This window comes from Enterobacter cloacae complex sp. 342H5 (assembly GCF_050030905.1).
GTDB lineage: Bacteria > Pseudomonadota > Gammaproteobacteria > Enterobacterales > Enterobacteriaceae > Enterobacter > Enterobacter intestinihominis.
Genome location: NZ_JBLGVB010000003.1, coordinates 73307 through 93883, shown reverse-complemented (window position 1 = coordinate 93883; position 20577 = coordinate 73307). Strand labels below are relative to the sequence as shown.

The following is a 20577-nucleotide window of genomic DNA, read 5'->3' as shown; positions in this document are numbered from 1 at the left end:
ACCCCTGACGCTCCGGGCATACCAGTGCCCCCCGTATCACCGACGCCGTCAGCACAGGCAACTGCCGCAAAGCAGCCTGCCGTTTCACCCTCAACAGAGCCTGTAGCGCCTAAGCAGGCCGACAGCATCCGGGTCCCTGATATGCCCGCTGAGCCAGCCCCCTCTGCACTGAAACCAGGCCAGAGCGTCACGGCGGTCCTCAAGAACTTTGGTGAAGCGATGTACGAAAATAAAGAGCAAAAGGGCAAGAGCTTCTTTATCGAGCTACAGAACCGCGGTGGAAGTCATACCTACTGGGGGCAGGATTTACGGGAGCTGATCGCGCACCACAAAACCGGCGATGTGGTCACGCTGACGCTCAATTCCCGTGACAGCTGGCAGGTACCTGGTGAGGAAAAAGAGCGCGTAAAAAATAACTGGTCATTGACGTCCGCCTCAACAGGTCTTGCCGTGGCACATGATCGACCGGAGCAGGGACAGCCCCTTCAGGCTTTCCCGGTCGATACGTTTGGCCGCCTCACACAGCAAATCCGACAGGCCTGGCCTGAGTACACCACAGACCTGAAGCTGCCACCTCGCCTGGAAGAGCGTCAGTTTTATCTGGGCGAAGACAGGCATCCTGTAAAGTCACCGGTAGCCGCGGCCAGCATTTCGCCACCGTCCACGGAAGCACCAGACAGGCTGGTACCCGTCATGGCCTCTATGGACACACAGTCAAACCAGTTAGATCTGCTGCTTGTCCAGTCTGCGGGAGAACACCTGCAGGGGATGGTTCGTCTGGATGGCACGCTGTATCCGGCACTGGCCACGCCAACCACAGACAACAGTCAGCTGGTTATTAATGCCATCACCGATGACGGTCCCCGCTTTGTAGGCTACGGACAGGCGGTGAATTTCGAACCCGACGGCACCACCCGTGCCGCACCTCAGCTGATGACGTTCCACCTGAAAGGTCGGGAAGAGGATACACCGCTTCCCGCCCGGCTCTACACACCGGAAAAACAGGCAGATACCTTGTTCCAGCGCCTCGGTTTTGAACAGACCTGGAAACAATGGGATGACGCCCGAAAGCCGGAGGGCAGACAGGAAAAAGCGCTTCATCAGGAACACTCCCACAGCCCCGGCCGCTAAGCCGATAAGGAGAGAGAATGCGATATCACATGCTTAAAGCCGGACTTTTGTCCGGCTTCATGCTTTTTTCTGCCGCCGCTGCGGCGGCAACCTGCCGTGCAGGAAGTGCTGCTGAAGCGGGTAGCCAGGCTGGTTATGAGCGAGCCAGGGCGGCCGCAACAGCCTGGGAACAGCGCGAAAGCAATGTCTCATCCTCCCTGCAGTCCTGTCTGTCCCGTATCAAGAACGTCAAGGTGACCCTGCCGCAATTCCCCGGGCTCGATGAAATCATTTCGCAACTGGAAAATAAGGTCTGCGAAGCGGCCCTGGATAAAGTCAACGAACAGATCCCAGACAACATCGATCCCTGGAAAAACTTCAACTCCTGAAACCTATGACAAAACAGACACAATCAGCCCCCCCTGCAAAGGGGCGGGCCCCCTCCCCTGCGGAGGATCCGCTGAAAAACGCCGTGAACATGATGAAAACGGCAGAAAAACGCCAGAAAATGGCACCAGAGCTGATGAAGAGTAACCTCCTGCTGGGGAGTGGCCTGCTTATCAGCATCATCCTCAATGCTGGCCTGACCTGGGCTTTGATACAACAGCCACGGGATTACTTTGCCACCGACAGTGGGCGCCTGGTTCGCCTGGCTCCCACTTCCGAACCAGCATGGAGCCAGGACGATGCCATCGCCTTTGGCAGCAAGGCTCTGATGCGGGCCTTTAACCTGGACTTCGTTCATTATCGTGAACAGGTATCCTCTACAGCATCGCTGTTCTCTGAAGCAGGACACGCCAGTTACATCCAGGCGCTAACCAACTCCAATATCTACGATGCCCTGAAACGCGAGCGTATGAATCTTACCGGCTCCGTAGGGGCTGGTGTCGTCATCCGGCGTGGGCGTCTGTCTGACGGAACCTGGTTCTGGACAATGCAGTATCCGGTACGTTTGCGCCTGGTTGGGCAGACGACCAGCAAGCCTGAACAACCGTTTGTTTTCGAAATTACCATCCAGCGCGTAGATCCACGACAGAAACCCGTCGGGATGGAAATCCGCCAGATGATCTCACGCAACGCTCCCCGCAACCTCTGAGGCTCCCGCCATGAAACTTCGTTATCTCATGACCACACTACTGCTGTGTGGTCCGGCCCTCGTAGCCGCCGCTGACAATACTGGCTGGCAGGATGCCAGGACGCCTAGTGCAACAACTGCCGCCGCTCCTCAGGGGGCAGAAGCGCAAACAACAGGTGTACCGGCAACCCGGATTAGTGGAGAGCTCCCGCCCCCGGAACAAAGCTCGCCGCTGGTAGATGAGGCAGCAGGTTTAGACTCGCCTCTGTCAGCGGATGAGATACGCGAATTGAGGCTTCGACTGACCGACAACGAGCGTTCTGTAAATGCCCCAATGATAAGCGTGGTTCCGCGTATCAGTTCATTAACCCTCAATCTTTCTCCAGGCGCCAGTATCCCGCTGGTACGCACGGCCATGAATAACCAGAGCGTCGTCACCCTGACGGACATCAGTGGCGCACCGTGGCCACAGTCAGATCCGCCAATTAATGCCAGCCCGAAGAGTTTTGATGTGAAGTTCAATGCTGGAACCAACATGCTGGCCATAACACCACTGCGCCCGTGGGCTGCGGGGAATATTTCCGTATATCTGAAAGGGCTTGATGTTCCAATCATGATCAATGTGACAAGTGGTGAGACAGACACCCGTACTGCCAGTCAGGAGATCGACAGTCGGCTGGATTTACGCGTCCCGCGTCTGGGTCCTGGCTCAGCAGCCCCGGGAGTACCCGTCGATAAAATCGCACTCCACAGCGCCACGTTGCAGGCTTTTCTGGATGGCACACCACCAGAAGATGCCCGTCGCCTTAAATTCCAGGGCAACGTCCCTGACACTGCGATCTGGCAAAGCGGTGATGATCTGATGGTCCGTTCCCGCGCAATGCTGCGCGACGAGTTTGAACAGACACTCTCTTCAGCGGATGGTACGCATCTCTGGAAACTCCCCGTCACCCCGTTACTGACCTTCTCAGTAAACGGGAAATCCGTTCACGTCACGCCGGAGCTTCAGTAATGAGCGCAGAACAGGATGCCGGTAAGAACGGCAAAAAACTTTTTTCAATAATTGGATTTAGTGCCCTGGTTTTAGTGACCGCGGGTTATCTGGCCATGTCGTGGCTGACACATGACCCTTCAGGAACAGATTCTGCCGTCAACCTTAACGGTACGGCCTCAAGTGCCGTAACCACCACGACGGAGAGCCCGCGTTACCGTGAACTGCTTAAAGCCTCAAACGATTTAGGCGCGCAGGAAGCCGCACGGACCGATTCATCCTTCATCGCCAGTCTCCCGGTCGGCCTTGAAGTCACGGAACCCCCTCCGGATAAGGTGCCAGAAACAAAACCGGTGGACCTGCCACCTCCGCCGCCAGCAGCATCACGCCATGCGGAAAACCCGGCCGGAGAAGAGCAGGCAAACGAAAAGCGCCAGGCTCAACTGCAAAAACTGCTTAAGCGGATCAGTGACGCACAGACTGGCGGCGATGCACCGGTGCTGGCAACTGCCCTGGCAAGTGTTACGCAGACATCGCCAGCGAATGGCACAAGAAACCTGGCAGAGACAAAAACTGAAACAGAGAGTGCACAGGTCTTCATCCACGCACTTACGCGTGCGGCCGGTTATATGGAGACTGCCGTGGATTCAGATAACCCCAACTCAGAGGTTGTTGCGGTTATTCCTGCCGGGCCGCTGGCTGGCGCAAGACTTCACAGTTCGTCAGTAAAACTTGCCGGCAATGGACTGGATATCAGATTTACCAGTATGAGCTGGAACGGCATGGAGCTGAACGTCAATGCAAGCGCACAGAGTGAGAAAAACCTGATGTCTTCTGTGGCCTCCGATGTTAACCATCGATGGGGAACACACATCGTTCTGCCCGCTGTACTGGGAGGTCTTGGTGATCTTGGCGGTCTGTACAAGGATGCTAACACTCAGGTTATGCAGTCCAGTGTCGGTACCGTCACCGGACGAGTGGGTAAACCTGATGGCAGCACAGTGGCTGGCGTAATGGTTGGCGGCACAGCCCAGACCGGGGCGGAAGTCATCAAACAGGAGATGGCCCGTGAGCCGTTCCGCCAGGTCACCGTGAAGCAGAAAGAAGTTATCTCCATTCTCTTCGTTGACTCGGTTACTTCTGACGACATTGTCAGCAGCAATAAAGCGGCTCGCCCCGCAATCAATAGCACCTTATCAGCACCCGCTGCCGCAGAGCAGCAAACCGAAACCCGCCTGCAGGAAGCCATCGCGCGCCGCCAGGCTGAAATCCGTCGTCAGTATGGCGATACCGTACCCGTGAGGAACAATGATGAACCAGAAAATTGATATGCCTGAAGAAGAAACACTGGAAAGCGAGGATGATTTTGGCGCGCCAGATCCTCGCGAGAAACCGCCCTTCTGGAAGCGAGACCTGCTGTTTGGCTATTCTCTGCCGTGGCTTCTCGGGATAACGCTTCTGGCAGTGGCCAGCCTCTGGCACCTGTTCGGTCCATCACTGTCATTGACGAATAATACGCCGTCTGAAACCAGCTTCAGTGAAGTTGAAAATACACTCGACGGTGCACAGCATAGTACGGTTGAGTCTGTTCCGCAGCAGGCTGTCTCGCCAGCCGCGGCGCAACCGGCGGCACATACGTCCCTGCCAATGGCTCAGGACGACAGGGCGAGCATGATGACGGATATCCGTGACGAGCTGAACGATCGTGACCGCAAGATAAATGACTCTCTGACGTCGCTTAAAGACAGCGTTACGCGCCTGTCTGATGCTATCAAAAGGGATGAGGCTTACGCAGTAGAAACGCGTGCACAGCTTAATGAGCTGACACAGAAGCTGGCTGTTCTGGAAACCCGCGTAAGCACCTCTGATGCCTCAAAAACAGCTTCCCGGCCCCAAAAACGGCAGACAACCAGTGCTGTTGCAGGCATGAAAATCATGTCGCTGGAAGCAGGAATGGCGTGGATCAAATGGCAGGGCAGTACCTGGTCAGTCCGGGAGGGGGATACGCTGGGTAAAGTCACTATTCGTCAGATTGATCCTGCCACGCGCTCTGTGGTGACAACCGGAGGAACCCTGCGCTAATGGCACTGGATGCCGTCACGCTAATAGAGAATCTTGCTTCGGGCATCTTCACCGCTGGGCTGGATTTATTATTCAGCTGGTCCGAGATGATTGGTTTTTTTGGCCTCATCGCACTTCTGACCCGGCAACGTTCCAGTCGAAGTCCATTGTCCCCGGGCAAGTTTGCTATTGGCCTTTTTTCCTGCGCCGCGCTGGTATCTCTCCCCTCCATCATTAATGCCAGTGGTGCGCAGCTTGGCTTTGGCGCCACATCTTTTGATGCAATCGCGTATGTGCAACCCGCCACCTATGGCGTTGCTGCCGGGGCTGCTAACGCCGTACTTTCTCTGGTTCGGCTAGCAGGAGTGGGATTTGTCTATACGGCACTCGATATGTTTCGACGATCAGAGCTTGAGGGGCACACCGCACTCAGTTCAAGTGAAAGCATTCGCGCTGCGACAGTAAAACTGTTTGCAGGGACCGGTATGGTCTTTTCACCTCAGCTCATCGATGCCGCACTTGCCACTCTCGGCCTCTCTTTTTAACACACTTCGTTTTTTTATAACCCAAGGAGACACTATGTCACTTTTCCGTGCTATTTCCGCGCGTCTTTATGCCGTCGTTATTTTCTGCCAGCTGACCATGATGCAGTGCCGCGAGCGCATGATTCAGGGGCTGTGTGCTCTGGTCACGTTCCTGTTACCCGGCATGGCATTCGCTGATGGCGATCTCGCCGATATGTTCGGTAGCGCCGCCTCTGGTGCCAAAAGCGGTAAAACTTCCGGTCTGGAAATTGCCCAGGCGATCGGTGTGTTCATCTTCATCGGTTCCCTGCTGTCCTTCAAAAAAGTGGGCACCAATCCGCAGATCACTGTGGGCCGCTGCTGTGCAGGTCTGGCCATCGGCGCACTACTGGCCGTAGTCCCTGAAATTATGGGACGAACCCAGAAACAGCTCGGTACCAGCTCTGTCAATATCAGCTAACCACAGGAAAGGGTCGGTGTTTACCGACCCTTTCAGGAGAAAACGATGAGCAAAAAGAAAAAGACACCTCACTGTCCATGGCTACATCCGCTTCCGGTTCCTGATGTTGTCCATTCCACAGCCCCTTTACTTCCTCCCCCCGAGAGCGTTTCTGGAGGGCTGTGTTATTGCTGTAATGCTGACATGAAACATCTGTTTGCGTTACCGGAATCCCTGCCACTATCCCGACTTGCGGAAGACGCGCAGGATGCCAGGACCCGACTCGTCAGAGCGAAAGACACGCTGGCTCAGCTGGAGTCACGCCCCGCCCCGCAGGTACCGGTTGAATATGAGAAACACGCCCGGGCTCTGAAAGCTGCCCGAACCGGGATGCAGCACGCATCACTTGCCGCCCGCCGGATTGCGTTGCGACACATCCCCAAAACACTGCTGACCGACACCAGTCTCCTGTCTGACAGCGAACATGCTGAATTAGAACGGCTAACGACACCGTTTCACCTCTGTTACCTATGCCATGCCTGGCATGCCCTCAACGGATTTGCTGCTGCTCAGGGGGTCATGGTCTGGCTACCGGACCTGCACCCACGTAATGTTGTTGCCCTGAACCGAAAAGCCCTGCAGGCCGTCTTCAGCACCAGACCAAGCGAGGTTCGGGAAGGCCGTCGGGTACTGTCAGAACTGACCCGCCATCGTCTTCCTCTGGAAGAACGTTTCGGGGGATGGCGACCAGCTGACTATGCAGATGCGCTTAAACGTTTCCCGCCAGTCATGCGCGATGAAATGCGACAAAAAATGAACGGAGTGGCGTTAATCCTGACACCTGATTCAGTGACGGACAGTGACGTTCTGTCAGGAGCCTCGCAGACAACAATATTATCCTCACAGTCATCTGGTACCACTGTCACGTAAACCTAACGCAAGCCTTATCCCGCAGATGCGCCCACAGAAGCGCCTCGCCCATCAATACACGCCATTCCGGTGGAGTCTTCGCAGCTATGAATATCAACCGCCTTGTCTTCACTATTGAAGACGTTATGAATACCTGTTCCCGTTTCGCCGTCTCTGCTGACTTTGTCGACTACTGCGACATTCGTACGGTGATCGGACTGGACAAACAAGATCTGGAGCTCAGACCCTGGCTGGAAGCGCCTTATATAGGTGTCACCCATCAGGGCTATTTCCTTTCTGTATTCGAAATATCCGGGGCATTACGTGAAATGTCGGAAACAGCCTCAGACGATCATCCGGATGCGTTTGAAGGAATGATCGCGCACCTCGCGTCCACGCTCAGCACCACCTGGAAAAATATCGGCCATAAACTGGCCTTCATTTTCGAACGAGACCCGGAAAAAGGGCGTGACGAAGTCAGCGCCATGATCGCCCCGCAAATGCGTTCAATTCAGCACATCGGCGTCCAGCTGGATGACCTGCTTAATGAGAAGATCAATGTCATTTCTCCGTGGCTTGTTCGTGAGCGCTGCTGGCTTGCCGTCTGGAGCTCTCCGACACTGGTGAGTCATCAGGAAAGAACCGATTTTAACGCCACCGTTCGGGCCATTCAGGATAAAGCACCTGTCGCGCGCTTTGGTCAGGAGCCCTGGCGCTGGCAAATGTCTGGTCTGAAGATCCGGCACGACAGCTTTATCACCACTCTTGAAAAAGCACTCGTACGCGGTGGAGACGGCTTGCTTGTCCGCCTACTTGATGTGCCTGAGTTCTGTAATGAAATCAGACGTGAAACAGCACGCAACAGCACATCGGCCGCATGGCGCCCGGCATTACCCGGGAAGGCTGCGCCAGCGGGGGCGCTTCAGGAGGGCGACGCTACGGCACTGCTTGCTCCCTTCCTGAATCTTCAGGTATTTGGTTGTACGCCAGAAACAGAAGGTAATCTGGTGCATGCAGGGGGGCTGTGGCACGGCATGGTGGCCATAACACTTCCGCCTCAGCATCCACGCCCCTTCAATGAGCTTGTGAAATTGGTTCCACGTTCCGTTCCCTGGCGCATACGAATCGACATCATGCCTGGTGGGATGAAAGCGCTGGGCTGGAAAAAAACTATTTCATCATTTGGACAATTTATTCCCTCTATTCGGCCACTTTACGACGCTTTCACACAGCTGGCTGCAACGGATGAACGCGATCCGGTCTGCGTGATGACCATTGTGGCGTCCACCTGGGGGCATACCCGGGAAATATGCTCCCGTAATCAGATGCTGCTTGAATCAGCGTTGCAGGGCTGGGGAGTCTGTAACACGACCACCACATTCGGTGATCCTCGCAGGGGATGGGTCAACAGTATGCTGGCCGCGTCAGCGGGCTCCGGCCCTGTTCCGCTTTACCCTCCACTCTCCCATGCGCTATCGATGTTGCCCTTCAACCGACCAGGTACCGTCTGGCGAGGGGAAGGCAACCTGATGCTGCACACGGAAGACGGATGCGCCTGGGAAGTCGGGCTGGGGTCTTCTCGCCAGAACAAGCATACCGAACTTGCCCCTGGCGATTCGGGTCTGGGTAAATCGGTACTGATTAATACCCTGACGGAGATACAGGTATCTTCCGCCCAGGTTTCGCTTCCTTATGTGGCTCACATTGATAAAGGATTCAGCGCGATGGGGTTAATCCAGCTGATACGTGACAGTCTGCCTGAAGAGCGAAAGGACGAAGCAGTCGGCATCATACTCAGCAACGACCCGTCTAAGTCACGCAATGTCTTCGACATCCTGTATGGCGCTCGTAAGCCAGTGACACCAGAGAAGCAATTTATCGCGTCCATGTTGACGGCCTTCTGTATCGAACCGGATAAAGGGACCCCGCCTAACCCTACAGATACCCGGCAAATAGTGAACCGCCTGATTGATCTGGCGTATGACATGCGTAGTGGTATTGAGCCAAACATGTTCCGTTCAAACGTAGAGCCAGAAGTGGATGCGGCACTGGAGTCATCCGGTTTGTGGGGTGAGCACGATCCGGAGTGGTGGACCGCGACACCATGGTACGAAGTACGTGACCTCCTGCATGAACGTGGACAATTATCTGCGGCTCAGCGGGCACACTACCAGGCGGTACCAGAACTTGCTGATATGCCCGCGCTACTACGCAGTGAGGTCATTCAGGAAACTTTTGGCCGAATACAGCGTAACGGCTCACAGGAGCCCCTGGTGGAGTACATTGAGCGCTGCATGATTCAGGCCCGACAGGACTACCCGATGATGGCCAGTCGGACTCGTTTTGCGCTGAACCCGAACACACGCATTATTGCCGTAGACTTAAACAACGTCGCCGGCGATAAGACCCCGGCAGGCAGACTGAAAACCGGCATCATGTTCCTCTTTGCTGGCCACATCACTGCGGGTGATTTTTTGCTGCCGCAGTATCAGGATGAGGTAATGCAAATACTGCCGGAAGCCTACCTCCCGGGCATTATGCGACGCATCAACCAGCTCGATAGTGAAATGAAAACCAAAATCTATGACGAACTGCACAACGTCAAAGGTATTGATTTCATCTTCGAAGCACTGGATACGCAGGATCGTGAACAACGTAAGTTTGGTATCCGCACGGTGCTGAGTACCCAGTTCCTTACCGACTATCCGAAAAGCCTGCTCGACTCTGCCAACACCCTCTGGCTGCTGCGCTTCCGCCAGGAAGATATTCCACTTTTACGGGACAGTTTTAAGATCCCCGAACACAATCTTCATGCATTCCTGCGTATGCCAGCTGGTCCGGCTGCAGACGGTAGTGGCGTACCGATGCTATGTATGATGCGCACAACCCAGGGGACGCTGGCACGCATTGTCCGGTTTACGCTCGGACCGCTGGAGCTGTGGTCGCTTAACTCAGACAAAAAAGACGGCGCGCTACGCAGAAATCTCTCGGATACGATCGGTACTGCCCGTGCCCGTCAGTTACTGGCGGAGAAGTTCCCTCGCGGATCCGCAAAAAAACTCATTGAGTACAGGGAGCGTAACAGTGGCGCCCGTGGTGATAAGGGCGTCATCGAATTGATGGCAGACGAAATGATAAATGAGCTGGGGTATGACCTTTGATTTGTTCCATCCACCTGACGCCACGCTGTCGCCGCCCGGTAAAGGGCCAGGTCAGTCTTTCCCGCCTGGTGATCGATGCCGACGGCGTGGAGTTCGTACTGCCGTCCCGGCACTTCCGTACAGACAGTGCAGTGAACTCCCGGGCGGTATACGCGACCGATCGCCGGGCAACGCAAGAGGCCTGTGGCGTGCTTCTTTCGCTCAAAGCGCGACCACGCCAGCTGGTCACAACGGCCATCTGGCAGGTCAATGAGCCAGGCGAACCGGTGCGGGAATCGCGTCATGTGGTCCAGTGGTTGCTACCTGAAAATACAGTGGCGGTGTTAACAGATGATACCTGGTTATGGCCGGAGGGGGCAGATACCCCACAACTCAGCCCAGGAGACTGGCCGGTACTAGATATCACCCCTCCAGCTCATGCAAGAATCACGCGTCGTGGGCTCACAATCATAGACACCCGCAGCCGGGAAGGACGTATCAGCAGACGCTTTCAGACCTTCCCTCTGGTCGCCCTCGCCCCCGGCACACAGTCACCCCGCCTTCCCGACGTGTTTACCCCGCTCAAATAAACGGAGAATTTCATGATACAACGTCACCTCCCCGCGCTGGCGCTGGCCATCGCGTCCAGCCTTCCCACTGTTGCCAGTGCTTTAACGGTCAACGTGAACTCCAGCGTTCCGATCACGACTCAGGTTCTGCCTGAGATGGCCACCATCCAGGCAACTCTGGTCGAAATACTACAGATGCAACAGGCCACTGGTACAGCCATCACACAGAACGCCGACAAGCTCGGCGCCCTGATTAATCAGGATGGGCAGGCTACTCGCCAGCAAATGATTTTCAATAATGAAACCCAACGTCTGGAGGAGGCACGGCAGAGTTTTTCGGTACCGGATTCGATCTGTAGTGATTCTGCATCCGGTGTGGCAGCACAAAGTAAAAGTGCATCAGGCAGCGCCGCGTCAAAACTCTCATCAGGCAAAGGTGTTTCCAGTTCAGCGGTGCGGAAGAGGATTTCTACAGCATCGGAAGAACAGGCCCGAGACGCTTATGACGGTGCGAACGTACATGCCGCGTACTGTACGGCAGCAGAATATGAACGCTTTGGCGGAACCGGTATCTGCCCTGCCGTCAGTAATTTGCCCGGAGGTGACAGTCAGGTACGCTCCATCTATGGCGGCGCGGGACCTGAAGGGCAGGCACCGGCACTTTCCTGGTCACAGGAACAGATTGATGCCGCTATGGCCTACATGAAAAACACGGCTCGCCCTTCAGCAGGCCGCACGCCTGGCAAAGGTGAAGTCAACACTGTTACCGGTCGTACGTATGTAGGGTTGCTCAACGAATACAACGGTATCATCGATGCCGCGTCTGAACCTCAGCTCTCGCTGATTGCCGACAGTAAGACCAGTGAAACTACCCGTGATGCCCTGAAAGAAGCACTGCAGTCACCTTCCGCAGCGCAGTATTTTGACAATGTGGCTTCGCCGGAGGCGAAGGCGAAGGGCTACATGAGCCAGCGGGAATTTGAATCGTTTGAGGCCGGACGTCGATATGCCAACACAGCCTATCTCTCCGACCTACAGCAAATGGACGGGGATAACCTTATGCGCGAACTCATCCGAACTACGGCACAGATGAACTGGCAACTTAACGACATTAAAGAGTTGCTGCGCAAAGGGAACGTGATCGACGGCCAGCTGCTCGCCGCCTTTGCCCGCCAGTCCTACGCCCCACGTCTGAAACAGCTCGAATCAGCCATGAACCAGGGAGCTGCCAAATGACACTGGAAAAAACAGTCGCACGGAAAAAAGGACTACCTGGACGTATTACCCGGGGACTGCTGAGCATATTTCTGCCATTGCAGGAAACGAAGTGGTATTTGCGGGCTGCCCGGCACATGACATCACGAAATATTGAGCGAATGCGTGATGCTTTTCCGGAGCTCATTACTGACGACAAACCGCCGACTTCTCCTGACTGGGAAAAAGCCGTTGCGGAATCAGGTTGTACCCCCGCACAGCTGGATAAGGGGTATGTGAGCCAGCGCAGGCGCTGGCGAGTGCTGTTCTGGCTTATGGCCATACCGGTTCCGCTTGCAGCACTGACACCATTCATTATTGGTGGGAGTATCTCCGCGCACCAGATCAGCACCTGTGTGGTGCTGTTTTCCGGTGCTGGCGTAGCATGGTCAAAAGCGCTAATCGTAACCTACCGACTGTGGCAGTTACGCAACCGTCGCGTAAGTCTTGCTGAAAGAGGCACCTTTCAGCATTTCATGGCGGAAACCCATGCCGTACGAGATGCCATTCTCGGGAAATAGCTGCCCTTCTCTGCCTCCTGCCGACATCCCGGCATTCATGCATTATCCGGAGTTACCGTGAAAAATCTCATTCGTGCGCTTTGTGCAGGGCTGCTTATCTCTGTTACCCCGGCACGCGCAGGTGTCACTTACGATGACATAGTCTCTGCTGCAACCAATGCACAGGACCTCTCCCGACAGGCACTGGTCACTATCTTCGGCGATGTGGTGCTGGACCCTCTCGCCGCCGGCAATACCACGATGATCGGGAATCTGTTTGCTCTGTTTAACGGAATTATCGCCGTCCTTGCCGTCGTGTGGTTTGTATTTATTGGTCTGAAGCACATTAATAAAACGGGGCATCAGGGCAAGGTATTCAGCGGGGATCGCGATATCACCAGCACACTGAGCACAGTGTCAGGATTTTTGATGATTATCCCGACCGCCAATGGCTGGAGCATGTCCCAGCTAATCATCCTCTGGGGCGCGTCGATTATGGGCGTAGGTTCTGCCAACCTGATGGTGTCCAAAGCTGCCAGTGATATTGCCAGCGGCTACTCCCTGACTGTCCAGCCCACACAGGCTTCGACCCGCACTTCTGCACGCGGTATTTTTGAGATGCAGCTTTGTAGACATGCCATCAATACTGCGCTGGACGATTACAACAGCACGGCAAGCTCGACCACAGCCAGAATGGCAGGGATATCCGGTTCTTCTGGAGGGAATTATACCTACCGGGTCACTAATGGCAGCGGTGTGTGCGGCACGGCGACGATACCGGAACAACAGAAATCGGACTCCTCGTCTGGTTCCGGAAGCTTCTTTAACCCCTTCAGTAACCGCGATACAAGTGAAGTGGTGGATGCGCAAAACAAAGCTATGGAAGCAATGATCCAGGATATGGACAGCGCGGCCAGCGAGTTTATGGCAGGGTTTATGAATAAACGAACAACCGGCAACGGCACACTCCCGGATATTGAAACCCGCATTCAGAGAGCAGCCAGTACGTACGAACAAACTGTTCAGCGCGCATTACCGGCGCAGAGTGAACAAAATGGCATACAGGACGCTGTCAGGAATTACCTCGACACATATGGCTGGGCGGCTCTCGGTGCCTGGTACCAGACTTTTGCAACGGCCAATCAACGCCTGACAGAAGTTGCCAGTCGCGCGCCTGCAACCAGTGGAATGTCATCTCTTGGGGAAATTGGCAGCGGAGACCTGTTCAGTGCGGTAATGAGCGCCTACCGTACCCAGTTACAAAACTCTAATTATGCACCTCCAGCAGGTACAGCAACATCACAAAACGAGTTAAGTGCTTCTGAAGGTAATGACCCAAATAGCATATTAATGAACTCGTTCGCTCCATTTTTCGTCAGTTTAACCAGCAACATCGCAACAAATTATAGTGGGACAGGAACCTCAACGGGGCAGGTAAACCCATTAGTTAAAATGAAAAATGTTGGAGATTACACGCTGGTTGCAGCGGAGGGAACTTTAACAGCATACACAGTCATACGGGCTGCTGTTGCGGGTGGAGAGTCATCCCTTCTCGGGAAGGTTGCCAATATGACAGGAGCAATTAGCGCTGTAGATAAAGGGCTTGATGCCATTTCGCCAGCAGTATATTTCTTGTTACTACTTATGTTTAGCGCGGGATTTACACTTTCAATCTATTTGCCATTTATTCCGTTTATCTTCTGGATGACTGGTATTGGTAACTGGATTGTCAGTGTTCTGGTAGGTTGCGCAGCGGGACCTCTATGGGGGGCAACTCACCTAGGTACGTCTCAGGATCGAGGCAGTCGTGCGGCTTATGGTTACATTTACTTTATAGATACCATGATTCGTCCCGCACTCATGGTTTTTGGATTTTTCTTTGCATCTGTTGCGATTGTTGCTACTGGAACTATCCTTCATGCACTTTTTGGTGTCGCACTGGTCAATGTTCAAGCCAACTCGTTAACAGGTTTATTCAGCATGGCTGGTTTTTTAATGATCTATGCTCGAATTTGCACGACACTGGTATCTAGCATATTTGCCTTACAGGCATATTTACCTGACTACGTCATTTCGTTCCTTGGCGGTAGAGATGCAGCAAATACTCTTGGAAGCATGGCTGGTTCTGTCAAAGATATGTTCGTAGCCGGTGGGAGGAATATACGGCATACCCCTGGCGTTAATACGAAAGGTATGAATGGTCCTGGGGAAACAAATAATGATGGAATAAAAAGTTGAGATGTGGACATCTATCCAGTAGTGCTATAACATTGAGTGAAATACCTAAGGAGGGTTTACTGTGAAAGATAGATTCCCTAAGTGGTGGGTTTTATACTCTGTTGCAAAGTCTTTATTTTTAAAGTTCGGTATAATCTCTTTCTTGCTGATTTTTTTTCTATGCTCCATTTCAATCATCATGGATGAGCACGTACGCCCGGAGGCATATCTATACGCCATAACAAGTTGCTTACTGTTATTCGGTCCATTTGCCATCAATTATGTTATAGCCAAGAAACGCAAAAAAAAGATCCTTGCTGTTGTTGAGAAAATCAAGGAGACAGGGCATTTCAACCCGGAAAGCACTTCTGAGGGCTGGCTCTTCTGGAAAAGTACCTACCTGGGTTTTGACTTTCAGCAAGGAACCTTTTTGTACGTCCGAATCTACCCGGGCAATGTAATGGATGTCATTGGCTTCGATGCTTACAGCCTGACACGTACAGAGGTTGAAGATTCAAAGTTGCGTCTCTTTACTAGGTTCACATCATTGCCGATGATTCCTATCGATACCGGTGCTGCATCCAGTATTGCTAACCATCTGCATGCAATGAACAACAAAGGATACACCTATAACTTCAACTTCAACGATGTCGTGAATAAAAAACGTGCCGAGATCGAATCTCTGACAGGGCTACCTGTTCCCGTTCTTGCCTGAAACACATCAAATACCCTCCAATAAATAGCCGGTTTAATTGCCGGCTATTTTCATTGATTTCATTAACGCAGATCATTGCTCTGAAAATTCACTTTAAAACAGATGATGATAATAAAAACTACAACCCATCTTATTAATGGTTCTCACTAAAACAAAGGAGATCCGTATCAGATCCTCAACAATCTAATATTTAACCAATCAATATAATTTCACCTGCCGTTATCACCAGTAAATATGCTTGCTAACTTTTCGTAAGCTCGGGCTCTGCTGCCCTCTTTTATTCAGTTAGTCTTCATCGTTTTTATTTAGGGAGCTTTTCCATGACATCCGCTCGCGCGGGAACGACTGACCCGCTTGAATTTCTTGGAGCCCTCGCCATCCTGGGCATTATGCTTCTGCTTGTTGCATGGCTGTTCTTGCCTGAGTTTGTGTACTGGTCATGTTTCATTTTGCATACCCTGTGGGGCATGGCTGATTTTGGCCCCTTCCACACTTGGGCCGCACCGCGTTATAACCTGCTGGCCGTCACCGCCAACAATGCCGAAAACATCACTTACGATCAGTGGATCAACGTGATGAAGCAAACGACGGTGATCCTGATGATATTCCTCATTCCCCTGTCTACCGCTTCGCTGTGGAGCTGGTTATGCCATCCTGCACGAAACTGGCAAACGCGACGGGTACTCAATATCAGCACGCTGCCCTTCGCTATGGAAACCATTTCTCCTGCAATTGCCCCCATTCTTAATGAGGGGGATTCCAGTCGCCTGTTGCTTGATAAACGTCGTCCAGAAAGACGTCCGGCACAAAGCCCTGAGGGTTTCGCTGAAGAGCATGAACTCATCAGTAATATGCAGCTCGATGTTGCCCGCTGCAGGGCTGTTTTTATGGCCCAGCTGGGGCGTCCACTTAATGGATGGAAAAGTCTCGCCCCTCATGAAAAGGCATTATTCGCAATATTCGGCCTTCAGTTTTTCCTGGACGACCGACCGGCCGCACGTCAATTAATGGATGCCCTGAACCGCTCCTGTCGGATAAAAAGCCGCCGTGATAAGGGGAAATTCTCAGTTCCGGTCTATGCGCTGGCGAGAACCGCTTTTAAGCGCGTCATTCAGAGCGAAGGCGCGAAACAGTGGTTGCGTGAGCACCGTTACGTCAGAAGTGGTCTGGTCTGGCTGTACGCGCATGATTTACGGCTGACACCACCTAACTGGCTATGGCTAAAGGGGGTAGACCGCCCACTCTTCTATGCCCTGCACCGGGCAAACACCACCAAAGGATTTATTGAAGGTGCAGGTATCGTCGCCGTCGCCCGCACCGAGAGCGAGGCTATCCGACTTGGCCTCCCCTGCCCGCAAGCCTGCGTCGATGAAGCCATTGAGGGATTGCGCATCGATATGCTGTCCCTGGGGCTAATCTGGAACGAACCTCAGCCAGACCGCGACCGCAGGCGTCGTATCCGGACCAACTGGTCACTCACGGAAGACGTCATCACTCGCCCGGGTGACGATGACGATCTCATCTTCTGAAATTTCGCTCATTTCTGACGCTAATTATCTTACTGTCTACTGGAGTCTCATTATGTCGCTGGAAAGCACCTACACCACCTTTCGTTGTAACGACACCATTGTGGTTTTACATCAACACGGACACGGTGTTCCTCAGGCCCTGTTGACCTTTCGTGAGCCTCAGCGTATGGCCATCCACGATAAAAAGCTCATCGCTTTTTATCCATATTCAGCAGAAGCCGTGACACTTCTTGATGACCCGATGCACGATGCGGCGGAAGTCTTCAACACCATAGCGCGGCACCTCAAAACCCAGAGTAAGGCAATAATGAAACGCCGTATTAAGTCCCTTGCCCTGTTTGTGAGCGGCGCGCTGATAGCATCTTCGTTATGGCTCCTGGGTACGGACAACCATTTCTCACTCAATGTGGGAAACCAGACAATGACTATCCCGGCAGAACCAGGCGCAATCGCACCGGCCCGGCCGCGGCAGACTGTTGCTGTTCAGGAGCCAGCCAACCCGGCGGCAGTCAATACAGTCATTCAGGCTGCCCAGGCTGAATCCGACAACATGCAGAATATTATGAAGGAAAGTCATAAATCCTTACCGGCTTCACCTTCTGAAGCCATGAAAACAGCACCGGCACCGGTAACGTCAACCACATCAGTAAAAAAAGAAGCGACGGAACAGCCAGCGCGACAGAAGATGGTGGAAATACTGAAGCGCAGTACCGATCGCGGTCTGTTCACCATCCAGCTCTCAACCGGGCATGAGCGTACGCTGTATGCATTCCTCGATCCAACCTGTGCGGTCTGCAGAAGTATGGAGCCGGCAATCGAACAGCTGGCGCAGCGTTACAACGTTGTTGTATTCCCTGTATCAGTCGTGAATGACGGCGGCGATGCTGTAGAGAAGATCATTCCGGTTTTATGCGAGAAGGACCAGACAGCTCGTGCTGTTGCATGGAGTGATCTTTTCCGACCGGACGCAGGTATGCTGGTTCCGGGACAGACAACACCTCCACAGGTGAGCTCAGACTGTTCCGCGTCGGCTCAGGCCGTAGTAGCCGTAAACGATACTGGCTTCCGCACCTTTGGTTTTTCAGGTACGCCGACTGTGCTGACTGACTCGGGCATTCGCCTGGCAACGGGCATGCTGACCGCGCCGGATAAAATTGATCACTTCCTGAAAATTACAGATCCAATGTCACCAGAACAGGTCGACCGCTTTGTGAGTTCCCTCAGTATCCAGGAGTAAACCATGAATTATACGCCCGTAAACCAGGCGCTCATGAAGCGCAATGCCTGGAACTCCCCTGTTCTTGAGCTTTTACGCGACCACCTACTGTATGCCGGCATTATGGCAGGAAGTGTGGTGGCGGGGTTTATCTGGCCACTCGCCATACCGCTTTTGCTTTTGCTGGCCATCGTGGCCAGCATCAGCTTTGGAACACACCGCTGGCGTATGCCCATGCGAATGCCTGTCCACCTGAATAAAGTAGACCCCTCTGAAGACCGGAAGGTACGGCGCAGCCTGTTCAGAAGGTTCCCCTCACTGTTTCAGTATGAAACAACGCAGGAAAGTAAAGGTAAGGGAATATTCTATCTCGGCTACAGGCGAATGAATGATATCGGTCGCGAACTCTGGCTCACCATTGATGACCTGACCCGTCATGTGATGTTCTTTGCCTCGACCGGTGGAGGGAAAACCGAAACCATCTATGCGTGGATGCTCAATTCATTTTGCTGGGGTCGGGGCTTCACCTTTGTTGACGGTAAGGCGCAGAACGACACGGCGCGCACCTGCTACTACCTGGCCCGCCGCTTTGGGCGTGAGGATGATGTGGAGTACATCAACTTCATGAATAGCGGCATGTCCCGCAGTGAGATGATCCACAACGGTGATAAAAGTCGGCCACAGTCTCACCAGTGGAACCCCTTCTGCTATAGCACTGAGGCCTTTGTTGCTGAGACGATGCAATCAATGCTGCCGACCAACGTACAGGGGGGAGAATGGCAGTCCAGAGCAATTGCAATGAACAAGGCGCTGGTTTTTGGCACAAAGTTCTATTGCGTCCGTGAAAACAAAACCATGTCGTTGCAGCTGCTGCGCGAGTTTATGCCACTGGAGAAACTGGCAGAGCTTTACTGCCGTGCCATAGACGATCAATGGCCAGAGGAAGCTGTCTCTCCACTCTATAATTATCTGGTAGACGTACCGGGTTTCGATATGGCCACCGTTCGTCAGCCTTCAGCCTGGACAGAAGAGCCGCGCAAGCAGCACAGCTACCTGACTGGGCAGTTTCTGGAAACCTTCAACACATTTACGGAAACGTTCGGTAATATCTTCGCTGAGGATGCCGGTGACATTGATATTCGCGACAGCATTCACAGCGACCGGATACTCCTGGTGCTTATCCCGGCAATGAACACCTCTCAGCACACAACCTCTGCACTGGGGAGAATGTTTGTTACCCAGCAGAGCATGATACTGGCCCGGGACCTGGGACATCGTCTGGAAGGGCTAGATTCCGAAGCTCTCGAAATCACCAAATACAAAGGCCCCTTCCCCTACATGAACTATCTCGACGAGGTGGGAGCCTATTATACCGAGCGTATTGCCGTTCAGGCCACACAGGTACGTTCCCTAGACTTTTCTATCGTCATGATGAGCCAGGACCAGGAGCGCATTGAAAGCCAGACTTCAGCCACAAACGTTGCCACCCTGATGCAAAACGCCGGCACTAAGGTTGCGGGTAAAATCGTAAGTGATGATAAAACGGCAAAGACAATCACTAATGCCGCAGGACAGGAAGCCCGGGCGAACATGGTCAGCCTGCAACGGCGTGACGGTATCATTGGTACCTCCTGGATCGATGGCGACCACATCAATATTCAGATGGAGAACAAAATCAATGTGCAGGATCTGATTAAATTGCAGCCAGGTGAGAACTACACGGTGTTTCAGGGCGATCCGGTTCCGGGAGCATCCTTCTACATCGAGCCGCAGGACAAAACGTGCAATGCACCCGTCATTATCAACCGATACATCACGATTAACCCACCGAACCTTAAGCAACTACGTAAACTTGTTCCACGAACAGCGCAGCGCCGTCTTCCGGCTCCGGAGAACGTCAGCAAAATCATTGGTGTTCTGACAGAAAAGCCCTCGCGTCGGGGTAAAGCGGCAAAAGCTGAACCCTGGAAGATAATCGATACCTTTCAGCAGCGTCTGGCCAATCGCCAGGAAGCGCATAATCTGATGACTGAATATGATACGGACCACCATGGACGGGAAGAAAACCTCTGGGAAGAAGCGCTGGAGGTAATCAGAACAACCACTATGGCGGAACGTACAATACGGTACATCACGCTTAATAAGCCGGAATCGGAACCGACGCAAGTAAGCGCTGAAGAAATTCAGCTCGCACCAGATGCGATACTGAGAACGCTGACTCTCCCGCAGCCGGCTTATATTCCGCCTTCCAGATATCGAAACGAGCCATTTATCTCCCCGAAACTGCCTGATTCACCACATCCGGATATGGAGTGGCCAGAGTGATAG

General features: G+C 53.4%; 17 protein-coding genes. All 17 read left to right on the top strand.

From position 1 onward, the window contains the following. The first annotated feature begins 1148 nt into the window (after nt 1-1148). The 17 genes from ACQG03_RS23105 (at nt 1149) to trbC (ending at nt 20574) form a co-directional block, all read left to right on the top strand. The gene (locus ACQG03_RS23105) at nt 1149-1499 is read left to right on the top strand and encodes a hypothetical protein (RefSeq protein WP_022649990.1); all 351 of its coding nucleotides are present in this window, start codon (nt 1149-1151) and stop codon (nt 1497-1499) included. Between the two features lie 89 nt (nt 1500-1588). Further along, complete coding sequence (locus ACQG03_RS23100; RefSeq protein ID WP_179297403.1) at nt 1589-2206, top strand: DotI/IcmL family type IV secretion protein; 618 nt, start codon at nt 1589-1591, stop codon at nt 2204-2206. Between the two features lie 10 nt (nt 2207-2216). Further along, nucleotides 2217-3197, top strand: coding sequence for a DotH/IcmK family type IV secretion protein (locus tag ACQG03_RS23095; protein WP_032650394.1), 981 nt, complete (start codon nt 2217-2219; stop codon nt 3195-3197). Beyond that, complete coding sequence (gene traO / locus ACQG03_RS23090) at nt 3197-4504, top strand: conjugal transfer protein TraO (protein ID WP_032650391.1); 1308 nt, start codon at nt 3197-3199, stop codon at nt 4502-4504. Before ACQG03_RS23095 ends, traO begins: the two co-directional genes overlap by 1 nt. Beyond that, nucleotides 4485-5258 (top strand): conjugal transfer protein TraP, encoded by a 774-nt coding sequence (gene traP / locus ACQG03_RS23085; protein ID WP_426726169.1) that lies wholly within the window; start codon nt 4485-4487, stop codon nt 5256-5258. Before traO ends, traP begins: the two co-directional genes overlap by 20 nt. Beyond that, complete coding sequence (gene traQ, locus ACQG03_RS23080) at nt 5258-5782, top strand: conjugal transfer protein TraQ (protein WP_032650389.1); 525 nt, start codon at nt 5258-5260, stop codon at nt 5780-5782. Before traP ends, traQ begins: the two co-directional genes overlap by 1 nt. A gap of 34 nt (nt 5783-5816) precedes the next feature. Beyond that, nucleotides 5817-6221 (top strand): DUF6750 family protein, encoded by a 405-nt coding sequence (locus ACQG03_RS23075; RefSeq protein ID WP_022649996.1) that lies wholly within the window; start codon nt 5817-5819, stop codon nt 6219-6221. 183 nt (nt 6222-6404) lie between these two features. Beyond that, nucleotides 6405-7130, top strand: coding sequence for a hypothetical protein (locus ACQG03_RS23070; protein ID WP_065189124.1), 726 nt, complete (start codon nt 6405-6407; stop codon nt 7128-7130). 86 nt (nt 7131-7216) lie between these two features. Beyond that, the gene (locus ACQG03_RS23065) at nt 7217-10270 is read left to right on the top strand and encodes a conjugal transfer protein (RefSeq protein WP_032650385.1); all 3054 of its coding nucleotides are present in this window, start codon (nt 7217-7219) and stop codon (nt 10268-10270) included. Then, the gene (locus tag ACQG03_RS23060; protein WP_154816375.1) at nt 10267-10839 is read left to right on the top strand and encodes a conjugal transfer protein TraV; all 573 of its coding nucleotides are present in this window, start codon (nt 10267-10269) and stop codon (nt 10837-10839) included. Before ACQG03_RS23065 ends, ACQG03_RS23060 begins: the two co-directional genes overlap by 4 nt. Before the next feature lie 12 nt (nt 10840-10851). After that, nucleotides 10852-12054 (top strand): conjugal transfer protein TraW, encoded by a 1203-nt coding sequence (gene traW, locus ACQG03_RS23055; RefSeq protein WP_032650382.1) that lies wholly within the window; start codon nt 10852-10854, stop codon nt 12052-12054. Further along, nucleotides 12051-12593 (top strand): conjugal transfer protein TraX, encoded by a 543-nt coding sequence (gene traX / locus ACQG03_RS23050; RefSeq protein ID WP_058673440.1) that lies wholly within the window; start codon nt 12051-12053, stop codon nt 12591-12593. The genes traW and traX overlap by 4 nt, the downstream gene beginning before the upstream one ends. A gap of 57 nt (nt 12594-12650) precedes the next feature. After that, nucleotides 12651-14810 carry a DotA/TraY family protein gene (locus tag ACQG03_RS23045; RefSeq protein WP_058673439.1) on the top strand — a complete coding sequence of 720 codons (2160 nt, stop codon included), beginning with the start codon at nt 12651-12653 and terminating at the stop codon, nt 14808-14810. Nucleotides 14811-14871: 61 nt separating this feature from the next. Then, nucleotides 14872-15504, top strand: coding sequence for a plasmid IncI1-type surface exclusion protein ExcA (excA, locus tag ACQG03_RS23040; protein ID WP_032650376.1), 633 nt, complete (start codon nt 14872-14874; stop codon nt 15502-15504). Nucleotides 15505-15824: 320 nt separating this feature from the next. Further along, complete coding sequence (locus ACQG03_RS23035) at nt 15825-17033, top strand: hypothetical protein (protein WP_032650374.1); 1209 nt, start codon at nt 15825-15827, stop codon at nt 17031-17033. After that, a complete protein-coding gene (locus tag ACQG03_RS23030; protein ID WP_108695864.1) occupies nt 17014-18270 on the top strand; it encodes a thioredoxin fold domain-containing protein in 1257 nt (418 codons plus the stop codon). Before ACQG03_RS23035 ends, ACQG03_RS23030 begins: the two co-directional genes overlap by 20 nt. A 3-nt stretch (nt 18271-18273) precedes the next feature. Beyond that, on the top strand, nt 18274-20574 hold the full coding sequence (gene trbC, locus ACQG03_RS23025) for an F-type conjugative transfer protein TrbC (RefSeq protein ID WP_063613185.1): 2301 nt from the start codon (nt 18274-18276) through the stop codon (nt 20572-20574). Nucleotides 20575-20577: the final 3 nt, after the last annotated feature.

Excerpts from the sequence above, each read along its gene's own strand:
- ACQG03_RS23105 (WP_022649990.1), top strand. The coding sequence starts at position 1,149 with ATGCGATATCACATGCTTAAAGCCGGACTTTTGTCCGGCTTCATGCTT.
- ACQG03_RS23100 (WP_179297403.1), top strand. The coding sequence starts at position 1,589 with ATGATGAAAACGGCAGAAAAACGCCAGAAAATGGCACCAGAGCTGATG.
- ACQG03_RS23095 (WP_032650394.1), top strand. The coding sequence starts at position 2,217 with ATGAAACTTCGTTATCTCATGACCACACTACTGCTGTGTGGTCCGGCC.
- traO (WP_032650391.1), top strand. The coding sequence starts at position 3,197 with ATGAGCGCAGAACAGGATGCCGGTAAGAACGGCAAAAAACTTTTTTCA.
- traP (WP_426726169.1), top strand. The coding sequence starts at position 4,485 with ATGATGAACCAGAAAATTGATATGCCTGAAGAAGAAACACTGGAAAGC.
- traQ (WP_032650389.1), top strand. The coding sequence starts at position 5,258 with ATGGCACTGGATGCCGTCACGCTAATAGAGAATCTTGCTTCGGGCATC.
- ACQG03_RS23075 (WP_022649996.1), top strand. The coding sequence starts at position 5,817 with ATGTCACTTTTCCGTGCTATTTCCGCGCGTCTTTATGCCGTCGTTATT.
- ACQG03_RS23070 (WP_065189124.1), top strand. The coding sequence starts at position 6,405 with ATGAAACATCTGTTTGCGTTACCGGAATCCCTGCCACTATCCCGACTT.
- ACQG03_RS23065 (WP_032650385.1), top strand. The coding sequence starts at position 7,217 with ATGAATATCAACCGCCTTGTCTTCACTATTGAAGACGTTATGAATACC.
- traW (WP_032650382.1), top strand. The coding sequence starts at position 10,852 with ATGATACAACGTCACCTCCCCGCGCTGGCGCTGGCCATCGCGTCCAGC.
- traX (WP_058673440.1), top strand. The coding sequence starts at position 12,051 with ATGACACTGGAAAAAACAGTCGCACGGAAAAAAGGACTACCTGGACGT.
- ACQG03_RS23035 (WP_032650374.1), top strand. The coding sequence starts at position 15,825 with ATGACATCCGCTCGCGCGGGAACGACTGACCCGCTTGAATTTCTTGGA.
- ACQG03_RS23030 (WP_108695864.1), top strand. The coding sequence starts at position 17,014 with ATGACGATCTCATCTTCTGAAATTTCGCTCATTTCTGACGCTAATTAT.
- trbC (WP_063613185.1), top strand. The coding sequence starts at position 18,274 with ATGAATTATACGCCCGTAAACCAGGCGCTCATGAAGCGCAATGCCTGG.